Here is a 19,775-nt window from a genome sequence, read left to right as displayed (position 1 = left end):
TCCCGCCCACCGTGGAGGCCTGGTCGAGCTACCGGACCGGCACCGCCGGCAACTGGACGGCGACGGAATTGCTGCGGGCGAAGGGCGACGCCGCGGTCAGCGTGGTCATACCCGCTCGCAACGAAGAAAACACGGTCGGGGCGATCGTTTCGACGATCCGGCGCCATCTGGTGGATCAGGTGCCGTTGGTCGACGAGCTGATCGTGGTGGACTCCCGGTCCACCGACGCCACCGCGGCGGTAGCGTCCGCCTCCGGCGCCCGGGTGGTCAGCCAGGACCGGATGACCGAGGGTCTGCCCCAGCTCACCGGAAAGGGGGACGCCCTCTGGTCGGGGCTCGCCGCGGCCGGCGGTGACGTCGTCGCGTTCATCGACGCCGACCTGCGGGAGTTCCGCCCGCACTTCGTCACCGGCCTGCTCGGCCCGCTGCTCACCGACCCTTCGGTCGCCTTCGTGAAGGGCTTCTACCACCGGCCCCTGGTCCGGGCCGCCAGCGTCGAGCAGGACGGCGGCGGGCGGGTCACCGAACTGATGGCGCGGCCGATGTTCAACCTCTTCTGGCCCGAGCTGGCCGGCTTCATCCAGCCGCTGGCCGGCGAGTACGCGGGCCGGCGTTCGGTGCTGGAGCGGGTGCCGTTCGTCTCCGGGTACGGCGTGGAGACGGCGATGCTCATCGATCTACTGGAGCTGGTGGGGCTGGACGCCCTGGCCCAGGTCGACCTCGGCGAGCGGCTGCACCGGCACCAGGACACCGAGGCACTCGGTCGGATGTCCGCCCAGATCCTCTACACCGCGTGGTCCCGGTTGCACCGGCAGGGCCGGGTGACCGACCCGCTGCCGCCCACCGGGCTGCTCACCCAGTTCCGGCGAGGCGCGGCCAGCCCGGAACGCCCGTACGTCAGCCGCGAGGTCATCGTCACCGACGTGGCGGTGCAGGAACGTCCCCCGCTGGCCGAGGTGCGCGACCTGATGCGGGAACGCAACCGCGAGGTGGCCGCCTGATGGGCCCGCGGCTCTCCGTCGAAGGGGTTGCCCCATGGGCCTGACCGTGTTGATGAACGCCGGACCGTGGCTCGCGGTGCCGCCACCCGGGTACGGCGGGATCGAGAACGTGATCGCCACCCTGGTCCCCGAACTGCGCCGGCAGGACGTCCGGGTGGTGCTCGCCTCGGTCGGGACCAGCACGTTGCCGGCCGAGGAGCGGATCTCGGTCTTTCCGGACGGTCAGTTCGCCAACCTGCAACGGCCCTACAACCAGGTCTCCGGGGTGGCCCAGGCGCACCAGCACGGGGTGATCCGGGCACTGCGCCGGCGGGACGACATCGACCTGGTGCACGACCACGTCGAGGCGGTCGGCCTGGCGACCCTCGCCGCGATGCACCCGACCGACGTGCCCGCCCTCCACACGCTGCACTGGGACCTGGCCAAACACCCCGAGTTGTACGGCACCATCGACGGCGGTGACCGGGTCCGGGTCAACGGCGTGTCCGCGTCCCAACTGGCGCGGGCGCCGCGGGCGCTCCGCGACCACTCGGTGGGTCACGTGCACCTGGCCACCCCGCTCGCCGTGGGAGCCGACCGGCGGGCCCCGGTGGCCAAGGACGACTACGCGGTCATCCTCGGCCGCATCACGCCGGGCAAGGGCCAGGACACCGGCGCCCGGCTGGCCCGCCAGGCCGGCGTACCGCTGATCCTGGCCGGCCCGGTCGGTCCCTACCACCGGCCCGCGGACCTCGCGGCCGCGGGAGACGAGGCCCGGCAGAATCCGGACGTCCGGTTCTGGTACGACAAGGTGGCCCCGCATGTGGACGGCGACCTGGTGCGGTGGGTCGGCACGGTCGCCGGCCGGGAGCGGGACGATCTGGTGGCCCGGGCCCGGGCGACCCTGTTCCCGCTGCGTTGGGAGGAGCCGGGCGGCACCGCGGTGGTGGAGTCGCTGGCGCTGGGGACGCCCGTGGTCGCCACGTCGCGCGGCTGCCTGCCGGAGTTGATCGACACCGGACGCACCGGGCTGCTCACCGACGACGAGGAGGAACTCGCGGACCTGCTCGTGGCCGCCGAGCTGCTGGACGAGGCGGAGTGCCGGCGGGCGGCGGTGCAGCGGTTCACACCGGCCATCATGGCCGCCAGGTACGTGGCGCTCTACGAACACGTCCGGCGCGGCGCGCAGGTCCCCGAGCCGGCGGTGGCGGCGACCGCGGCCACCGCCGGCTGACCGGCGGGCCGCGTTTGCCGGACGGCGGCACGGGAAGCCGACGCGCGGAGGTGGGCGCGATGGTGACCGGCAGATCCCAGGCCCGAGCCCGGGCCCGGCCGCACCCGGCGAACGCGCGGCCACTGGTCAGCCGGCTGGCGATGGGGTTCGGGGGCCTCTTCGTGGTCTTCGGGCTGCTCGGCTTCCTACCGGGGGTGACGAACAACGTCGGGGCCATGACGGTCGCCGGACCGGGATCCGGCGCCGAACTGCTGGGCGCGTTCCAGGTTTCGGTGCTGCGCAACGCCGTACACCTGGGTTTCGGGGTGGCCGGCCTGCTGCTCGGCCGGACGGGCCGCGGCGCCCGGATCTATCTCCTCGGCGGCGGGGCCGCCTACCTGGGGCTCTGGCTGGCCGGCCTGGCGATCGCCCCGGACAGCGGGGCCAACCTGATGCCGCTGGGCCGGGCCGACGGGTGGCTGCACGCGGTGTCCGGCGGCGGCATGCTGGCGCTGGGCGCCCTCGGCAGCCGGAACGGATCGTCCCGACGCTGATCCCCCGTGACTCGGTGTCCGTGCCGCTCCCCTAGCGAGGAAATTCCCGAACTGCCGGGTTTCGGCCCCCCACCACCGGGTAGCCACGCCCGTCCGTTGTGCCGACGGGACGGGGTGAGAGCAGATGGCGAAGCGGGTGACCACCGAGCCGCAACGGGACCACGGGCCGGTCATCCTGGCGCCGGCGCAGGTCGGCGGCTATCCGGGTCCGATCCGCGAGGCGGTGCCCGGCAACGCCCTGACCCGGTTGCTGCGCACCACCGACGCGAAGCAGATCGGGTTGCTCTACCTGACCACGGCCTTCGGGTTCTTCGTGGTCGGCGGCTTCATGGCCCTGCTGATGCGGGCCGAGCTGGCCCGTGCGGGGCTCCAGTTCCTCTCCCCTGAGCAGTACAACCAGCTGTTCACCATGCACGGCACGATCATGCTGCTGCTGTTCGCCACCCCGATCCTGTTCGCCTTCGCGAACTACATCGTGCCGCTGCAGATCGGCGCGCCGGACGTGTCGTTCCCCCGGCTGAACTCGTTCGCGTACTGGCTCTATCTCCTCGGCGGCGGCCTGGCCGTCGCCGGTCTGCTCACCCCCGGCGGCTGGCCCGATTTCGGGTGGACCGCGTACACCCCGCTCAGCCTCAGCGCACACACCCCCGGCGTCGGCGCGAACATGTGGATCATCGGGCTGGTGATCTCCGGCCTGGGCACCATCCTGGGTGCGGTAAACATGATCACCACCATCCTCACCCTGCGCGCGCCCGGCATGACGATGTTCCGGATGCCGATCTTCACCTGGAACATCCTGCTCACCTCGGTGCTCGTGCTGCTGGTCTTTCCCCTGCTGGCCGCCGCGCTGTTGGCGCTCGCCGCGGACCGCCTCCTCGGTGCCCACGTCTACGACCCGAGCACCAGCGGTCCGATGCTCTGGCAACACCTGTTCTGGTTCTTCGGTCACCCCGAGGTCTACATCGTCGCGCTGCCGTTCTTCGGCATCATCACCGAGGTCATCCCGGTGTTCGCCCGTAAGCCGATATTCGGCTACAAGGGGCTGGTCGCGGCCACCATCGCGATCACGGTCCTGTCGATGAGCGTCTGGGCGCACCACATGTTCGGCACCGGACAGGTGTTGCTGCCGTTCTTCTCGTTCCTCAGCTACCTGATCGCGGTGCCCACCGGGGTCAAGTTCTTCAACTGGACCGGCACCCTGTGGAAGGGGCAGCTCACCTTCGAGACGCCGATGCTGTTCGCCGTCGGCTTCCTGGTCACCTTCCTGCTCGGTGGCCTCACCGGGGTGCTGCTGGCCAGCCCGCCGGTGGACTGGCACGTCACCGACACCTACTTCGTGGTAGCGCACTTCCACTACGTGCTGTTCGGCACGATCGTGTTCGCCGTCTTCGCCGGCGTCTACTTCTGGTTCCCGAAGATGACCGGCCGGCTGCTCGACGAGCGGCTCGGCAAGGCCCACTTCTGGACCATGTTCGTGGGCTTCCACGCGACCTTCCTGGTGCAGCACTGGCTGGGCACCGAGGGCATGCCCCGGAGGTACGCCGACTACCTGCCCAGCGACGGATTCACCACGCTCAACATGGTCTCCACGGTGGGATCGTTCATCCTCGGCGTGTCCACCCTGTTCTTCGTCTACAACGTGTGGAAGTCGTGGCGCTTCGGGCAGACGGTCACCGTGAACGACCCCTGGGGGTTCGGCAACAGCCTGGAGTGGGCCACCACGTGCCCGCCCCCGCTGCGCAACTTCGACCGGCTCCCGCGGATCCGCTCGGAACGGCCGGCCTTCGACGTCAAGTACGGCCCGATGGTCGCCGACCTGCTCCGGGACGAGCCGATGCGGAGCACCCGTCCACCCCAGCACCTCAGCGAGGAGTTGCACCGGGAGAAGCGTCAGCCGGAGTCGCCGAGCACCGAGGGCGCGTACGGCACCCCGGTGGCGACCGAGCACCATCCCGACCCGCGCTCCGGGGCCCGGCCGGTGCAGGTGCCAGACCCGGAGGGACTGCGCCGGCCGTCCTTCGAGGAGACCACCGAACCGCACGAGGATCCGCTCGGCGGTGAGCGGGCCCGGGGGGCGGAGGGTACCGATGAGCGCCCCTCCTGAACGGTCGTCAGCCGGGGACTCTGGCGGCCAGACCGGCCGCGCCGAGCGAGGCTCGGACCGCCGGGCCGGGCCGGGCCAGCCGCAGCGGGATACCGGCCCGCAACGCCGCCTCGCGGCCGGCGACAAGCGCGGCGGCGGCACCCGGTTCGACGGTCGCGACGTGGGCGAGGTCGACCACCACCTCGGCGGGATGTCCCGTGCTGACCGCGTCGGTGAGCGCCTGCCGGAGTTGGTCGGCGCCCTCCTTGTCGATGTCACCACCGACCTCGAGCATGACCCGGTCGCCCGAACGGTGCACGACCAACCGCATCCGGGGCGGCGCGGCATCGACGGTACCGGTCTGCCACGGCGCCGGAGCGTCCGCCAGCATGGACTGGCGCAGCCAGGTCAGGGCCCGGGACAGCAGCCGGGACACGTGCATCTGGGAGATGCCGAACCGGGCGGCGATCTCGGCCTGCGTCTGGTTGCCGTAGAACCGCATGGCGAGGATGCGCCGCTCCCGCCAGGGCAGCCGACCGAGCAGCCCACTCACCGTCACCCGGTCGTCGACCGATTCCAGGGCGTTGTCCGACTCGCCGACCAGATCGCCGAACTCGGCGGAACTCTCCCCGCCCACCGGCGCGTTCAACGAGGCCGGGCTGTAGCCGGCGGCCGACTCCAGGGCCGCGAGGATCTCCGGCTCCGGCGTCTCCAGCCGCTCGGCCAACTCGGCGACGGTCGGCGCCCGGGACAGTTCGCTTGTCAATGCCGCGGTGGCCTGACCGACCTCGAGGATCAGGTCACGCAACCGGCGCGGCACGTGCACCCCCCAGGTCCGGTCCCGAAAGTGCCGTTTTATCTCACCGACGATGGTGATGGCGGCGTACGCGGTGAACGAGCCGCGTTCCGGGTCGTACCGGTCGACCGCGTTGACCAGGCCGAGCCGGGCGACCTGTTCCAGGTCCTCCAACGGCTCCCCGCGCCCGCGGTACCGCCGGGCCAGCCGACCCGCGAACGGCATCGCGAAGCGCACGAGGTCGTCCCGCGCCTCCTGCCGCCGCTCGGGGGGCAACCCCTCGATGCGGGCGGCGTACGCAAGCGCCGCCGCGTCCAGATCTTCCAGCCCGCGCTCCGTCGGTGCCGGTGTGGTGGTCTGTCCGAACATCCGCGCCTCCCTCGCCTGAGGTCCCCCGACCAGGCTGCGGAACCGGTCTCTGGCGTGCTGCTGCCACAGACCGGACCGAAAGCGACCGTGTGACGGATTGTCGACGGCCCCATGGCAGCATGCGATGACTTCGCGTGCTCGGCTCGTCGCAGCCAGTCACGTTCCCGCTTCGTAGGTACTCAATCACGAGACGAGGTTTTCTCGGGGTCGTTTGACCACGCGGGAGCGGCCAACATCACCGCGGCCCGGGTGGACGCCGCGATTCAGCAGACCAGCAGGCCGTGCGGGGTGCCGCCGACCCGCAACCCGGACAGCGCGGCCAGCACTCCCAGCGGGGGCGGAGCGGGCAGATCGCGGGGCTGACCGCGCAGCACCTCCGTCGCGCGCCGGGTCGGCACTCCGGTGACGGGGTAACCCCGGGCGGCCAACCGGTCCACGGCACGCCGCCTGCGCCCGAACGACGCCACGGCGAGCCACTGCGGCAGACCGGCGACCACGGGGGACGCCAGCCCCGGCGGTTCGGGAAGGACGTCAACCGAACTGAACGGCGCGCTACCGGCCAGCCACCACTCCGCCCCGGTCACCGCCCGGACCGTGGAACTCTCGCACCAGTACGGCACCAGGCCGGCCCGCACCACCTGCCACGGGTCGATCAGCCGGCCGCACTCCACCACGCACCGGTCGCCGGTCTTGCCGGCCGACCGCAGCCAACTCCGGTAGATGTCCGCCACCGCCGCGCTCAACGCCTCCGGGCGTGGGAACAGCACCCGGTGCAGCGGGCTGCCGGACGTGCCGCACACCTCCCGCGCGTCGGCCTCGAACTCCGGCTCGACCCCCTGCTCGGCGTACCCCACCGGACTGTCCCGCCCGGGCGGATCCCACCGGCGCCGGTCGCCGCCGGCGCCCCGCAGCACCGCGTCGAGCGCGTCGCTGGCCGGGTCGAAGTCGCCGGGATCCAGCCCGCTGCCCGGCCCACCCACCTGGAAGCTGTGCCCCCGGCCCGGATCGAGGACCGGCCAGGTGCGGGCGTCGCGCAGCAACAGCACCGGGGCGCCCGGCACCACCCGGGTCCGCAGGAAATCGCGGTACGCCCGGGGCAGCCGCCGCCAGCGAACGATCAGGTCGACGACGGTGCCGGCCAGCACCCCCCGCCTGGCCGGGTCGTGCACCTGCCGGACCGCGATGTCCGGGTTGGCCGCGACCAGCCGGCCGGCCACGCCCGCACCATGCGCCAACGCCCCGGCGGCGTCCTCGACCGCCCCCTCCGGCCAGCCCACCGACATCTCGAAGCCGGCCGGCAGCCACGGCACCCCGAGCGCCACCGCCAGGTGTACGGCGGCGCCGTGCGCCGAGCCGACCACCAGTCCCGGATACCGGCGCGGCGGATAGTGGTCGACCACCCACCGGGCCACCAGTTCGGCGTCGACCTCGCCCGCGTATCCGGCCGGGAGGGCGGCGCGAGCACCGGCCCGGACCACCGCGGGACGGCGCACCGCCTCGGGAGCGCCCCAGAACCGGGTCAACACCGGATGGTGGTCGAGGTCGGCGCAGTCCGCGCCGCGCAAGGCCCGGGACGCGGCGGCGAGCAGGGTACGGGCGGTGCTGTCAGCGGCGACGACAAGGTCCGGACCCGGTCCGCTGACACCGGCGCTGACAAGCGATTCCTGCATCTCCCGCACGGGTCCACCCCTCGTCGATTCGCCGCTCGCGCCCGGCTTCCCGTCCGGCTCGGCTTCAAACGGGCGGTGCCGACCCTGATGTGCCGCAAAGGCAGTGGTGATCCCGTTCGAACGCGCGTAGAGCAGCGGACCGCTACCTCCGGGTCACCGGCTCGGGCTGCCGCGTGCCGCCCACCAGCACGCCGGCGCGGTGCCGGTCACCGAACGGCAGTTCCGGCGGCTGGAGCGGGACGGCCGCGTCGACCACCGCCTCGATGAGGGTGGGCCGGTCGCAGGCCAGTGCCTCGTCCCAGGCCGCACCGATCAGCTCGGGCCGATCGACCCGTACCCCGTGCAGGCCGAGCAGTCGGGCCCACCCCGCGTACGGCACGTCGGGCCGTCGGGACATGTCGGACGGTGCGGCGCCCCGACCCGCCTGGTCCCGGTTGTTGAGCACCAGCACCACGAAACGCGGGTCCGACCAGTCGGTCCACCGGTCGGCCACGGTCACCAACTCCGCCAGGCCGTCCATCTGCATCGCGGCATCGCCGGTGAGGGCGAGCGCCGGCCGGTCCGGGGCGGCGAGCTTCGCCGCGAGCGCGTACGGCAGGGCGCAGCCCATCGAGCCGAGGGTGCCGCAGAGCTGGACGGGCACGTCCGGCGGCAGTTGCAGGTGCCTGGCGTACCAGTAGGTGACCGATCCGATGTCGACGGCCACCGACCCGCGGCGCGGCAGTCGCGTCGAGAGTTCGTGCAGCACCCGACGCGGGTTGACCGGGTCGCCCGGCTCCGCGGCCCGAGCGATGGCCTCCTGGCGCCACCGGTCCACGGAGATCTCCACCATGTCGCGCCAGTGCCGGTTCTGCCGTGGCGGCACCAGGGGCAGCAGAGCACGCAACGTTTCGGCCGCGTCCCCGACCAGCGGCACGGTCACCGGATAGCGCGAGGCAATCTTGCGCCCGTCGATGTCGATCTGCACCGCGTTTGCCTGACCGGGCAGCGGATAGAAGTCGACCCACGGGTCGTTGGTGCCGACCATGACAAGGGTGTCACAGCCCGCCATCAACTGGGCGCTGGCGGTACCACCGACGTGTCCCATCACGCCGGTGTGGAACGGCAGCCGCTCGTCGAGCACCGGCTTGCCGAGCAGCGACGCGGTGACCCCGGCACCCACCCGGTCGGCGAGCGCCACGATCTCGTCTCCGGCGCCGGCGGCACCCTGCCCGACCAGGATCGCCACCCGCTGACCGGCGCTGATCACCTGAGCCGCCGCGCTCAGATCCGCGTCGTGTGGCACCACCCGGGCCGGCGGGAGGCCGGGCGCCATCGTCACCGAACCACTGTCGGCTGGGAAGAGATCGGCCACCACCGCCGCCTGCAACGCGTCGGAGACGACCACGCAGGTCGGGCTACGGGTGGCCGTCGCCACCCGGAAGGCCCGGTCCACCAGGATCGGCACCTCTTCGGCGGTCCCCGCCACCCGGACGAACTGGCCACACGAATCGGCGAACAACCGGGCCGCTTCGATGCCCTGCCGGTAGGCGCTGCCCAGCGGGGCGGTAGCCGGTTCGCCGACGATCGCGACCACCGGTTGGCTGTCCAGCTTGGCGTCGTACAGCCCGGGCAGCAGCCGCACCGCGCCGGGTCCGTGGCTGGCCAGGCACACTCCCACCCCGCCGGTGTATTTGGCGTGCCCGGTGGCCATGAAGGCGGCCGCGTCCTCGTGCCGGGCGCGGACGAATCCCGGATCCCCGCCCGTGCTGGCCAGGGCCGCCACGATGCCGGCCACGCCGTCCCCGGGATAGCCGAAGACCCGCGGCACCCGCCAGGCCCGGAGCCGGTCGACGACCAGGTCGGCGACGGTGGCGGCGCCCCCGTCAGCCACGGCCCCGCCCCGGCGTCCCGGCGTCGACGAACCGCAGCACGGCGCCGACACCGTCGGGCAGGTCCGGAGCCTCGTCCCGACCGAGGACCGTCACGTCCGCGTCGGTGCCGGCCAGTGCCCGGATCAGCGCGGCGTCGGCGCGTACCCGCTGGGGTCGGGCCGCCAGGCCGGCGAGCCCGTCGGGTCGGGTGGCGATGTCGGTGGCTTCCGGACCGACCCAGAGCTGATCGGTCGAGGACGGGTCGTCCACGATCAGCATGGTGTCCACCTGGCCGCGCTGCAGCGCCTCCACCACGGCGTCCAGTCCCCCTCCCACGTCCTCCTGCATCCCGAACCGGTCCCGCGCCCGGGCCACCCGCTCGGCGGCCGCCTCGGCCACGGCCTGGGCCGTCATGTCGTCAAGTGCCTCCGTCTTGGCGCCCCACGCGGGTGAGCCGGCGTCGATCTGCACCACCCGGTCCTGCCACCAGCGGGGCAGTTGGGCGGCGAGCAGTTGCCGGGCCCTCGGCTCGCCGGCCACCACGACGACCTCGGCGCCGAGTCGTTCGGCCAGGTCTGCGGTGGCCGCCGCGCCGTCCCCGGCGTTGCGCTTCCAGGAGGTCATCGCCTCGCGCTGGTAGCGCGACTGGGACCAACCGCCCGGCTGGGCCCGGTGGATCGGATACCGCTCGGCACCGTGGACGTGGGCCCGGCGGGCCACCTCCCCGGCGCTCACGCCGTCCACGTCGGCGCCCGTCAACCCGACCACCACCCGGACCCACGGGACCCGCTCGCCCTTCTGCGCCACCAACGGCATCGTGTGCGGCAGGGGGCCGTGGGCGGCGAGGTCACGCCGGGGCGGGGCGGTCAGGTAGTCGGTAAGCACCACCTGGCCGTCGGTGGCGAAGGCGGCCAGTCCGTAGTCGCCGATCCGCGGCGTGTGCTGGCGGATCACCGCGTCGAGGGCGTCCAGGGTGCGGGGTTCGGCGCCCTGGTGGTCGAGTTCCTCGCGCAGCGCTCGCCAGCGAAGGTCAAGAGCCGGAGCCGCGTCCTCGGTGTCCCGGGAGGCATCCAGGTAGACCGAGGCCCACGGTCCGGGACGGGCGTAGAGCGGGCGCAGAAAGGACAGTTGCATGGTCGACCCCCTGACGGCTCGGCCCTCGCATACCCGCGCCACCCCGGATGTCACCTGGGGCGGAGGCAGTCCGGGCAGCGTGAACACCACTCACTCACGCCGGTCACCGGCACCCATGGATACAATGCGTGAACCAATCGGGACTTTCGGTGGTGAAGATGCCCAGCACCCGCTATCCGGAACCGCTCACCGCCCCCCGCGCGCTGCCCCCCGTCACCGGACACGTGGTGCGGTTGCTGGAGGGCTACCCGCGAGAGATCCGGGTACGGCAGCCGATCCTGGTCGCCGTGCTGACCGCCGCCGGGGTGGCGCGGTTGATCGGCCTGCTGATCACGACGGTGCTCCAGGCCGGGTCGGGGCGCGGCGGCCGGCGCCGGTTCAAGGAGCTGCGCAAGGGCCCCGAGTTCCTGGTCACCCCACTGCGGGTACGCGCCACCGACGGCCACGTGCGGGAGCTGGAAATCCACGGCCACCTGCCGCAGACCGCCCTGGAACCGCACGACCACGTCCAGGTCACCGTGCGCCGGCAACGCGACCCGGAGCTGCCGCCCAAGGTGGAGCGGATCGTCAACCTGACCACCGGCCAGCTGCTCACCCCGCGTACCCCCACGCTGTGGTCGCACCTGGGACCGGCGCTGGTGTTGCAGGCGACGCTCGGGGCGGTCCTGCTCGCGGCCGTCATTGGCTGGGCGATGCTGCGCGGCTGACGGGTTTGCCCGGTCGTCTCCCCGGGCAGCAGGTCGATCATGTTCGACGGCTTCGCGCTCGACCACGTCGACGTCGGCCAGGTGCGGCTCCGGGTCCGGCACGGCGGCCGGGGCCCCGCCGTCGTCCTGCTGCACGGCCATCCGCGCACCCACGCCACCTGGCACCGGGTCGCGCCGCTGCTGGCCGAGGACCACACGGTCATCTGTCCCACGTCCGCGAGGTCACCTTCGACTGCGGGCACCACATGGCCGAGGAGGCACCGGAACAGGTGGCCGCCGCGCTCGCCGCGTTTCTCGTCGATTGACGATCTCGCGGCGTAGCCGCCGGTCAAATCGGGTATCGCAACGGTACGCATCGACCCTCATTCGTGTCGGCGCAGTGTCGGCGGAGTGTCGGCCCTTCCGCGGCGGGTGCGGTCGTGCGAGGTTGGATACCCCGAGTGGCAGGACGGTGACCCATGGGCGAGGAGATCGGCGCGCGCCAGTTCAGCCGAGCGGATCGAGCGGCATACCGGCAGAAGGTCCGCCGCTGCCTGGACGTCTTCGCGGAGATGCTGCGCGAGGCGCGGTTCGACACGGACCGGCCGATGACCGGGCTGGAGATCGAACTGAACCTCGTGGACGCGGCGGCGATGCCGGCGATGCGCAACGCCGACGTGCTCGCGGCCATCGCCGATCCAGCGTTCCAAACCGAACTGGGCCAGTTCAACGTCGAGATCAACGTGGCACCGCGCCGGCTCACCGGGACCGGGACCGCCGATTTCGAGAAGCACGTCCGGGCAAGCCTCAACGCCGCCGAGGAGAAGGCGCAGGACATCGGCGCGCACATGGTCATGATCGGCATCCTGCCCACCCTGCGACCGAACCACCTGACCGCCGAGGCGCTGTCGGCCAACCCCCGGTACGCGCTGCTGAACGAACAGATCTTCGCGGCTCGCGGCGAGGACCTCGCTATCAAGATCAGCGGGGTGGAACGACTCGCGACCACCGCCGACACCATCACCCCGGAGGCCGCCTGCACCAGCACCCAGTTCCACCTCCAGGTCAGCCCGGCCCAGTTCGCGGCGTACTGGAACGCCGCCCAGTGCCTGGCCGCCGCGCAGGTCGCGCTCGGCGCCAACGCGCCCTTCCTGTTCGGCCGGGAGCTGTGGCGGGAGACCCGAATCCCGCTGTTCGAGCAGGCCACCGACACCCGCTCCGAGGAGATCAAGGCCCAGGGGGTACGCCCGCGGGTCTGGTTCGGGGAGCGGTGGATCACCTCGGTCTTCGACCTGTTCGAGGAGAACGTGCGGTATTTCCCGGCGCTGCTACCGGTGTGTGACGAGGAGGACCCCGCGGACACCCTGGCCCGGGGCGACATTCCCAGCCTGGCGGAACTGCGGCTGCACAACGGCACCGTCTACCGGTGGAACCGACCGGTGTACGACGTGGTGCACGGCCGGCCACACCTGCGGGTGGAGAACCGGGTGCTGCCAGCCGGACCGACGGTGCTGGACACCATCGCCAACGGCGCCTTCTACTTCGGCGCGGCGCGGGCCCTCGCCGAGGCGGACCGGCCGTTGTGGTCGCAGATGTCGTTCAGCGCCGCCGAGGAGAACTTCCACGCCTGCGCCCAGCACGGACTCGCCGCCCAGGTGTTCTGGCCCGGCCTCGGCTACCTCCCGGTCAGCGAACTGGTGTTGCGGCGGCTGCTGCCACTCGCGCACGAGGGCCTGGACCGGTGGGGCGTCGACCCGGCGGAGCGGGACCGGCTGCTCAGCATCATCGAGCAACGCTGCCTGACCGGACGCAATGGTGCGACCTGGCAGGTGGAGACGCTGCACAGCCTGGAGGAGCGCGACAACCAGGACCGGCCGGCGGCGCTCGCCGAGGTGGTCCAGCGGTACATCCCGCTGATGCACAGCAACCGTCCGGTGCACGAGTGGCCGGTGGACTGAGCGCTGCGCCGGCTACTGCGGTGTCCATGGACGTTTGGGATTCCGGTGTGTACCGGATCTGGCGGACGGAGACACCCACAGTCACCGGAGGGCAGGTCTGTGAGGCGACCCGGCTGCAGCCTTTGCGCTGCTGTAGCCCACGCAACAGCAACCCACGGTAACCACACCGGCCAGCCACCAGCCGTCGACTGTTAGCTATCACACCAGGTTGCCTCCGGTGTTGCGTGGGCTACAGCAGCGCAAAGGCAGCCGAGACCACCACCGTCACCTCACGAGATCTCACACACGGTACACAGCAGGAGGTCACCGACCGTTATCACGTTCCGCAACCAGCGCCGACCTGCCTCACCTACGCTGACGAACCCGGTGAACGATCCTGGACCCTGCACTAGCTCCGCTGGCCGTGGCGCGTCAACGATGCTCCGCCGTCGCCGTCGCCGTCGCCAGCGGACGGGAGGCCAGCGGGTCGGCGGCGGTCAGCGGCTCCACCCGGATCGTCGGGCGCTCGGCCGCCGCCGGCCGTGCTTCAGCGGGCCGAGCACCACCGGACTCCGCCCACCCGGGCCGGACCTGCGTCGACCCCACTGCACCGGGCCGGGCCTGGGCCGACCGTGCCCACGCCGGCCGCGCCTGGACGGACCGGACCGCCGCCCGGTGCCGCCACAGCCACCTGGTGTCCCGGCCGAACGACTCGACGAGCACCGTCAGTGACGCGGCCAGGAGCACGGTCGTCAGCGTCGCCGGCAGCACACCGCACGCCGCCACCAGTAACACGATTCCCTGCGTCGCGGCGACGACCTTGCGCCACTGGCGAGGAGGCAGCTCCGCCCGCATCCACGGCAGGGCCCAACTCGCCGCGAGGAACGCGTACCGCATGAGGCCGATCGCCAGCACCCAGCCACCGGACGACCGGGCAACGTACGCGGCGAGCAGCAGCACCAGCAGCGAGTCGATCTCCATGTCAAACCGGGCGCCGAGCGCGGACGAGCTACCGGTACGCCGCGCCACCTGCCCGTCGACCCAGTCGAGCGCCAGCGCCACCCCGGCGATCGTGGCGAGCGGAGCGACCGGCGCCGTCCCGTCCTGCGGAGCCACGGTCAACGCCGCCACCGCCCCGACGAGCATGGCTCGGCTCAGCGTCACCGAGTTGGCCGGACCCAGGGTCCGGGTCCCCGAGCGGTGCAGCGCGTGAGCCAGCGCGCCGCAGACGACCAGGCCGCAGGCGAGTCCAGCGACCCAGCCCCCGGGGCTCAGCCCGGCCGTCCCGGCAAGCACCGCGAGCAGCACGACGAGGACGGTGAAGGCGGCGATCGGGGCGGTTCGGGCGACGGGCATCTCGCCTCCGCGACTGTGGTGGACGACCATGATGGGTTATACGTACCGCAAGCCCGACCGGTCGAATCATCGACGAAGTGATGTGGGGAAAGTCGCTTCGACCGGCTGACCTGGGGTATTTTGCCGCCCATGCTCGGACGCGTACGCGGGATCCTGCGGTCCCTGGCCATTTACCACGGAGTTCCCGGTCGGCAACGCCGGGCCAGACGGCTCTATCAGCACTTCCTCGGGCCGGATGACCTCGGCTTCGACATCGGTGCGCACGTCGGCAGCCGAGTGCGTACCTGGCGGCGGCTGGGCGCGCGGGTCGTGGCGGTCGAGCCGCAACCCGACTGCCTCCGCGTCCTCCGGGCCCTCTTCGGCAGGGACTCCCGGGTCACCATCGTGCCCGGTGCAGCCGGCGCCCAGCCCGGTCAGGCGCAGCTGGCGCTGTCCAGCGCCACGCCCACCGTCTCCTCGATGGCGCCGGGCTGGATCAGATCGGTCGCGACAGAACGCAGCTTCTCGCGGGTGCGCTGGGACCGCACCATCGACGTGCCCGTACACAGCCTGGACGCCCTCATCTCCGAGCACGGCGAGCCGACCTTCTGCAAGATCGACGTCGAGGGGTTCGAGGTCGAGGTGCTGGCCGGGCTCTCCCGGCCGCTGCGCGGGCTGTCCTTCGAATATCTTCCGGCCGCGCACGACCAGATGCGCGAGGCGGTACGCATCATCGACGGGCTGGGCGTGGACGCCGGCGGGTACCGGTACAACTACTCCCCCGTGGAGACCATGCGATTCCTCAGCGAGCGCTGGCTCACCGGGGAAGAGCTGGTCCGGCTACTCGACGAGCGGGTCCGGCCGACCGGACGCTCCGGCGACGTGTACGCCCGCCTCGGCATGTCCTGACCCCCGCTCGCCGAGCCGTCGATCCCTGCTCGATCGGCGTTTGCGGAGGAGCTCGTTTCGCGCCGCTGTCCGTACCGCCAGAACCGGGTAGCCGTTGCTCGGGCCCGCACGTTGGCGGAGGCGAGTGCGGTGCGGTGCGGAGAGTCAGGTGGAGACGATGACGGCGGACTCGGCGGGCAGTTCCACGCCGCCCCGGGTCACGCTGACCCCGTCCTCGGTGGCGAGCAGCACCGAACGTACCGCCTCCGGCAGGGTGACCCGCTGGGGGCGGTCCGCCAGGTTGGCGGCCACCAGGCACCGCCCCCGGCCGATCACCAGGAACTGGTCCCCGTGCCGGACCTCGACCCGGTCCAGCCGCGGGTCGGACAGGTCCGGCCACGCCTTGCGCAGCGCGATGAGCCGGCGATGGAAGTCGAGCATGTCCCGGTGACCGGGACGCTCCGGCTCGGACCAGTCCAGCCGGGACCGCTCGTACGTGGACCGGTCCTGCGGATCCGGCACGTCGCTCGGGCCCCAGCCGTGCGCACCGAACTCCCGGCGCCTGCCGTTGGCTACCGCGGCGGCCAACTCCGGCTCGGGGTGGCTGGTGAAGTACTGCCAGGGTGTGCCGGCCGCCCACTCCTCCCCCATGAACAGCATCGGGGTGAACGGCGAGGTCAGCAGCAACGTGGCGCCGACGCGCAGCAGCGCCGGGGACAGCGACGCGGAGATCCGGTCGCCGACCGCCCGGTTGCCGATCTGGTCGTGGTTCTGCAGGTACGCCACGAACCGGTGGCCCGGGATGCGGGCCCGGTCCACCGGCCGGCCGTGCCGGCGTCCGCGGAAGCTGGACCAGCCGCCGGCGTGGAAGAAGGCTCCGGTGAGCACGTCGGCGAGGCACTGCAGGGAGCCGAAGTCGGCGTAGTAGCCCTGCCGTTCCCCGGTGAGCAGCGTGTGCAGCGCGTGGTGGGCGTCGTCGTTCCACTGCGCGTGCAGGCCGTACCCGCCCGCCTCGCGCGACGTGATCAGGCGAGGGTCGTTCAGGTCCGATTCGGCGATCAGCGACAGCGGCCGGCCGAGATGGGTGGCTAGCGCCTCCACCTCGACCGAGAGCTCTTCCAGCAGCGGGGTGGCGCCGGTGTCGACGAACGCGTGCACGGCGTCCAACCGCAGCCCGTCGACGTGGTAGTCGCGCAACCACATGAGGACGCTGTCGAGGATGTAGCGGCGTACCTCGTCGGACCGCGGTCCGTCGAGGTTCACGGCCCGGCCCCACGGGCTCTCGCTCTCGGCCAGGTACGGCCCGAACATCGGCGCGTAGGCCCCGGACGGGCCGAAATGGTTGTACACGACGTCGAGCACCACCCCCAGTCCGCGCTGGTGTGCCGCGTCGACGAACCGCTTGAGGCCGTCCGGACCGCCGTACGCCTCGTGTGGGGCGAACCAGCAGACCCCGTCGTAACCCCAGTTGTGTTCACCGTTGAAGGCGTTGACCGGCAGCAGCTCGACCAGGTCGACGCCGAGGTCGACCAGGTGGTCGAGGTGCTCGATGGCCGCGTCGAAGGTGCCGGTCGGGGTGAACGTGCCGACGTGCAGCTCGTACAGGATGCTGCCGGCCAGTTGCCGGCCGGTCCAGTCCCCGTCGGACCAGCGGTAGGCGCCGTGGTCGTAGACCCGGCTGGGCCCGTGCACGCCGTGCGGCTGCCAGGCCGAACGGGGGTCGGGCAACGGGCGGTCGTCGTCTGCGAGCAGGAACGCGTAGTCGGTGCCGGGGCCGGCCTCCGGCACGTCGAGGGTCCACCAGTCGCCGTCCGCGCGGGACATCGGCCGGTCCCGGCCGGCAGCGACCCCGGCGCCACCCACCTCGGCGCCACCCGCGTCGGCGGGTACGCGGAGCCGCACCCGGTCGGTGCTGGGCGCCCAGACACGGAACTCGGTCATGATTCTTCCTGCGGTTCGGCGGGGGTCAGCAGGGCGACCGGATAGCGGTCGAGGAGGTCGGCGACCGCTATCCGAGAGTCACTGTAGGCCCGTCCGGTGAACGACTCGGAGACATTGTCGTACGACGCGGGCGAATTGTTAACGGCAAGCGAGATCGTGGTGTCCCCCCAGCCGCCCCGGCGGGCCAGCCCGAGCGGCAGCCGGGTGGCCACGGTGATCGCACCTCCGGTGTCGTAGGCGAGCACGTGGTGGGCCGCCGACCCGTGCACCGGCACCGGTTGGTATCCGGTGAACAGGTCCGGCCGGTCCCGGCGCAGGCGCAGGGCCCGCGAGGTGACAAGCAGCTTCACCGCACCCGAGGCGTCCACCGGGGGCAGCCAGCCGGCGTCCAACCGGTCCAGCAACGCGCGCCGGGCCGCGAAGTCGACCGGACGGCGGTTGTCGGGATCGACAAGGGAGTTGTCCCACAGCTCGGTGCCCTGGTAGGTGTCCGGCACGCCCGGCATGGTGAGCTGGACGAGCTTCTGACCGAGCGAGTTCGACCAGCCGGCCGGAGTGATGCGGTCGGCGAACGCGGTCACCTCGGCCCGCAACCGCTCGTCGTCGTAGATCCGGTCCACCGTCGCGTGCAGCGCGGCCTCGAACTCCGGGTCGGGATCGGTCCAGGTCGTCGCGGACGCCGCCTCTCGGGCGGCCTTCTCGGCGTACGCGTGCAGCCGGTCCCGTTCGATCGGCCAGGCACCCACCACGGTCTGCCAGAGCAGGCTGGCGAGGGCCGGGTCGGGCAGCGGCGCGGCCGCCAGCCAGCGTCCGAGGTGGGCCGCCCACTCGACCGGTATCTCGGCGAGGACCGCGAGGCGGGCCCGGACGTCCTCGCTGCGCTTGGTGTCGTGGGTGGACAGGGTCGTCATCCCGGCCGGGAACCGGGCGTGTCGGGCGGCCGCCGCCCGGTGGAAGTCCGCGACGTCGCGGCCGAACCGGCCGGGGCTGCCGCCCACCTCGTTGAGCGCCACGAACCGGGTCCACCGGTAGAAGGCGGTGTCCTCGACACCCTTTGCCATCACGGCGCCGGAGAACTGCGGGAACCGGGCGGCCAGCTCGTCACCGGGTTGGCGCAGCCGCCGGGTGATCGTGTCCAACGCTCCGACCAGCGCGGGCCGTCGGCGGCCCGCCTCGGACCGGGCCAGCGCCAGATGCCGCCCGCCGACCGGCGGATAGCCCCGGTAGACGGGGAAGGTGGCGGCCAGTTCGGCGAGCGCGTCGCGGGCCACCTCGGCGGGCAGTTCCGGCACCAGCCGGGTAAGCCGGCCGAGTTCGGCGGCGAGCAGCCGGGTGGCGGCGTGCCGCTTGGTCCGGTGGGTCAGCTCCGGCCAGGTCAGCACGGTGCCACAGAGGCGCCGGTCCTGCGCCCCGATCTCCAGCGCGCCGGCCGGGTCGACGAAGACCCCGCACACCTCGGCGAGGGCGTCGTAACCCGTGGTGCCGTCCACCGGCCAGTCGGGCAGCGTCTCGTCCGGCTCCAGCACCTTCTCCACCACCAGCCAGGTCTCCGGGGCGGCGGCGCGCAGCCGGGCAAGGTAGCCGGCGGGGTCGCGCAGCCCGTCCGGGTGGTCCACCCGCAGGCCGTCGACAAGTCCCTCGGCGACCCAGCGGAGGATCTCGACGTGGGTGGCGGCGAACACCGCCTCGTCCTCGACCCGCACTCCGGCCAGGTCGGAGATGGCGAAGAACCGACGGTAGTTGATCTCCTGATCGCCGCGCCGCCAGGAGGCCAGCTCGTAGTGCTGCCGGTCGTGCACCTCGCGCGGGGAGCCGCCGCCGGTGCCGTCCGCGATCGGGAAGCGGTGTTCGTAGTAGCGCAGCTCGCCGTCGGCCACCACCAGATCGTCCAGCGCGGCCGGGTCGTCGGCCAGCACCGGGAGCAGCAGCCGGCCGCGCGACCAGTCGATGTCGAACCAGTTCGCGTACGTCGAGTCCGGCCCCGCCCGTAGCACGTCCCACCAGGCCGGATTGGCGGCGGGCACGCGTACCCCGAGGTGGTTGGGGACGATGTCGGCGACCAGCCCGAGGCCGGCGGCGCGCAACGTGTCGACAAGCGCCGCCAGGGCTTCGGGGCCGCCGAGGGCCGGGTTCACCCGGGTCGGGTCGACCACGTCGTAGCCGTGTTCGGAGCCGGGAGTGGCGGTCAGCACCGGAGCGCTGTAGAGGTGGCTGACGCCGAGCGCGGCGAGGTAGTCGACCAGACCGGCCGCGGCGGCCAGGTCGAAGTCGGGCCGTACCTGGACCCGGTAGGTCGCCCGGACCGCGGGGGTGGGTCGCGAAACCGGCGACGCCAT

15 protein-coding genes are annotated in these 19,775 nt (G+C 72.4%); 8 read left to right on the top strand and 7 right to left on the bottom strand.

What is annotated here, in order from left to right; all coding sequences use genetic code 11:
• Nucleotides 1-11: 11 nt before the first annotated feature.
• The 4 genes from ACFQUZ_RS26665 to ctaD all read left to right on the top strand — a co-directional run bounded on the left by ACFQUZ_RS26665 (nt 12) and on the right by ctaD (nt 4,851).
• Nucleotides 12-1,001, top strand: a complete 990-nt coding sequence (locus tag ACFQUZ_RS26665) for a glucosyl-3-phosphoglycerate synthase (RefSeq protein ID WP_377447053.1) — start codon at nt 12-14, stop codon at nt 999-1,001.
• A gap of 34 nt (nt 1,002-1,035) precedes the next feature.
• A complete protein-coding gene (locus ACFQUZ_RS26660; RefSeq protein WP_377446952.1) occupies nt 1,036-2,214 on the top strand; it encodes a glycosyltransferase in 1,179 nt (392 codons plus the stop codon).
• A gap of 59 nt (nt 2,215-2,273) precedes the next feature.
• Entirely contained in the window at nt 2,274-2,747 is a 474-nt protein-coding gene (locus tag ACFQUZ_RS26655) for a DUF4383 domain-containing protein (protein ID WP_377446949.1), read from the top strand.
• A 124-nt stretch (nt 2,748-2,871) separates the two neighbouring features.
• Nucleotides 2,872-4,851, top strand: a complete 1,980-nt coding sequence (ctaD, locus tag ACFQUZ_RS26650; RefSeq protein WP_377446946.1) for a cytochrome c oxidase subunit I — start codon at nt 2,872-2,874, stop codon at nt 4,849-4,851.
• A 7-nt stretch (nt 4,852-4,858) separates the two neighbouring features.
• On the opposite strand, the gene ACFQUZ_RS26645 is transcribed toward ctaD, so the two are convergent.
• From ACFQUZ_RS26645 to ACFQUZ_RS26630, 4 genes are all read right to left on the bottom strand, one after another.
• Complete coding sequence (locus tag ACFQUZ_RS26645) at nt 4,859-5,995, bottom strand: SigB/SigF/SigG family RNA polymerase sigma factor (RefSeq protein ID WP_377446944.1); 1,137 nt, start codon at nt 5,993-5,995, stop codon at nt 4,859-4,861.
• A gap of 263 nt (nt 5,996-6,258) precedes the next feature.
• Complete coding sequence (locus tag ACFQUZ_RS26640; RefSeq protein WP_377447051.1) at nt 6,259-7,665, bottom strand: hypothetical protein; 1,407 nt, start codon at nt 7,663-7,665, stop codon at nt 6,259-6,261.
• 142 nt (nt 7,666-7,807) lie between these two features.
• A complete protein-coding gene (locus tag ACFQUZ_RS26635; RefSeq protein ID WP_377446941.1) occupies nt 7,808-9,538 on the bottom strand; it encodes a thiamine pyrophosphate-binding protein in 1,731 nt (576 codons plus the stop codon).
• The gene (locus ACFQUZ_RS26630; RefSeq protein ID WP_377446938.1) at nt 9,531-10,652 is read right to left on the bottom strand and encodes a Vms1/Ankzf1 family peptidyl-tRNA hydrolase; all 1,122 of its coding nucleotides are present in this window, start codon (nt 10,650-10,652) and stop codon (nt 9,531-9,533) included. Before ACFQUZ_RS26630 ends, ACFQUZ_RS26635 begins: the two co-directional genes overlap by 8 nt.
• Before the next feature lie 149 nt (nt 10,653-10,801).
• Here ACFQUZ_RS26630 and ACFQUZ_RS26625 point away from each other — a divergent pair, with 149 nt between their 5' ends.
• The 3 genes from ACFQUZ_RS26625 to ACFQUZ_RS26615 all read left to right on the top strand — a co-directional run bounded on the left by ACFQUZ_RS26625 (nt 10,802) and on the right by ACFQUZ_RS26615 (nt 13,296).
• Entirely contained in the window at nt 10,802-11,359 is a 558-nt protein-coding gene (locus tag ACFQUZ_RS26625; RefSeq protein ID WP_377447050.1) for a hypothetical protein, read from the top strand.
• 39 nt (nt 11,360-11,398) lie between these two features.
• Nucleotides 11,399-11,680, top strand: coding sequence for an alpha/beta fold hydrolase (locus ACFQUZ_RS26620; protein ID WP_377446931.1), 282 nt, complete (start codon nt 11,399-11,401; stop codon nt 11,678-11,680).
• Between the two features lie 137 nt (nt 11,681-11,817).
• Nucleotides 11,818-13,296 carry a glutamate--cysteine ligase gene (locus ACFQUZ_RS26615; RefSeq protein WP_377446929.1) on the top strand — a complete coding sequence of 493 codons (1,479 nt, stop codon included), beginning with the start codon at nt 11,818-11,820 and terminating at the stop codon, nt 13,294-13,296.
• 411 nt (nt 13,297-13,707) lie between these two features.
• On the opposite strand, the gene ACFQUZ_RS26610 is transcribed toward ACFQUZ_RS26615, so the two are convergent.
• Nucleotides 13,708-14,631 carry a CDP-alcohol phosphatidyltransferase family protein gene (locus tag ACFQUZ_RS26610; RefSeq protein WP_377446926.1) on the bottom strand — a complete coding sequence of 308 codons (924 nt, stop codon included), beginning with the start codon at nt 14,629-14,631 and terminating at the stop codon, nt 13,708-13,710.
• A gap of 129 nt (nt 14,632-14,760) precedes the next feature.
• Between ACFQUZ_RS26610 and ACFQUZ_RS26605 the strand changes: the two genes are divergently transcribed.
• Nucleotides 14,761-15,519, top strand: coding sequence for an FkbM family methyltransferase (locus ACFQUZ_RS26605; RefSeq protein WP_377446923.1), 759 nt, complete (start codon nt 14,761-14,763; stop codon nt 15,517-15,519).
• Nucleotides 15,520-15,663: 144 nt separating this feature from the next.
• Here ACFQUZ_RS26605 and treZ read toward each other — a convergent pair whose 3' ends face one another.
• Complete coding sequence (gene treZ / locus ACFQUZ_RS26600; RefSeq protein ID WP_377446921.1) at nt 15,664-17,439, bottom strand: malto-oligosyltrehalose trehalohydrolase; 1,776 nt, start codon at nt 17,437-17,439, stop codon at nt 15,664-15,666.
• Nucleotides 17,436-19,775: a malto-oligosyltrehalose synthase gene (treY, locus tag ACFQUZ_RS26595; RefSeq protein ID WP_377446919.1), complete on the bottom strand. Its 2,340-nt coding sequence runs from the start codon at nt 19,773-19,775 to the stop codon at nt 17,436-17,438. Before treY ends, treZ begins: the two co-directional genes overlap by 4 nt.

The organism is Plantactinospora sp. GCM10030261 (genome assembly GCF_042666615.1).
Classification (GTDB): Bacteria; Actinomycetota; Actinomycetes; order Mycobacteriales; family Micromonosporaceae; genus KBS50.
Note: the sequence above shows the minus strand (reverse complement) of the source record. Positions and strands in the feature narration are given on the sequence as shown.

Coding starts and splice junctions, on each gene's coding strand:
- ACFQUZ_RS26660 (WP_377446952.1), top strand. CDS start 1,036: ATGGGCCTGACCGTGTTGATGAACGCCGGACCGTGGCTCGCGGTGCCG.
- ACFQUZ_RS26655 (WP_377446949.1), top strand. CDS start 2,274: ATGGTGACCGGCAGATCCCAGGCCCGAGCCCGGGCCCGGCCGCACCCG.
- ctaD (WP_377446946.1), top strand. CDS start 2,872: ATGGCGAAGCGGGTGACCACCGAGCCGCAACGGGACCACGGGCCGGTC.
- ACFQUZ_RS26645 (WP_377446944.1), bottom strand. CDS start 5,995: ATGTTCGGACAGACCACCACACCGGCACCGACGGAGCGCGGGCTGGAA.
- ACFQUZ_RS26640 (WP_377447051.1), bottom strand. CDS start 7,665: ATGCAGGAATCGCTTGTCAGCGCCGGTGTCAGCGGACCGGGTCCGGAC.
- ACFQUZ_RS26630 (WP_377446938.1), bottom strand. CDS start 10,652: ATGCAACTGTCCTTTCTGCGCCCGCTCTACGCCCGTCCCGGACCGTGG.
- ACFQUZ_RS26620 (WP_377446931.1), top strand. CDS start 11,399: ATGTTCGACGGCTTCGCGCTCGACCACGTCGACGTCGGCCAGGTGCGG.
- ACFQUZ_RS26615 (WP_377446929.1), top strand. CDS start 11,818: ATGGGCGAGGAGATCGGCGCGCGCCAGTTCAGCCGAGCGGATCGAGCG.
- ACFQUZ_RS26610 (WP_377446926.1), bottom strand. CDS start 14,631: ATGCCCGTCGCCCGAACCGCCCCGATCGCCGCCTTCACCGTCCTCGTC.
- ACFQUZ_RS26605 (WP_377446923.1), top strand. CDS start 14,761: ATGCTCGGACGCGTACGCGGGATCCTGCGGTCCCTGGCCATTTACCAC.
- treZ (WP_377446921.1), bottom strand. CDS start 17,439: ATGACCGAGTTCCGTGTCTGGGCGCCCAGCACCGACCGGGTGCGGCTC.
- treY (WP_377446919.1), bottom strand. CDS start 19,775: ATGGCGTCGCCGGTTTCGCGACCCACCCCCGCGGTCCGGGCGACCTAC.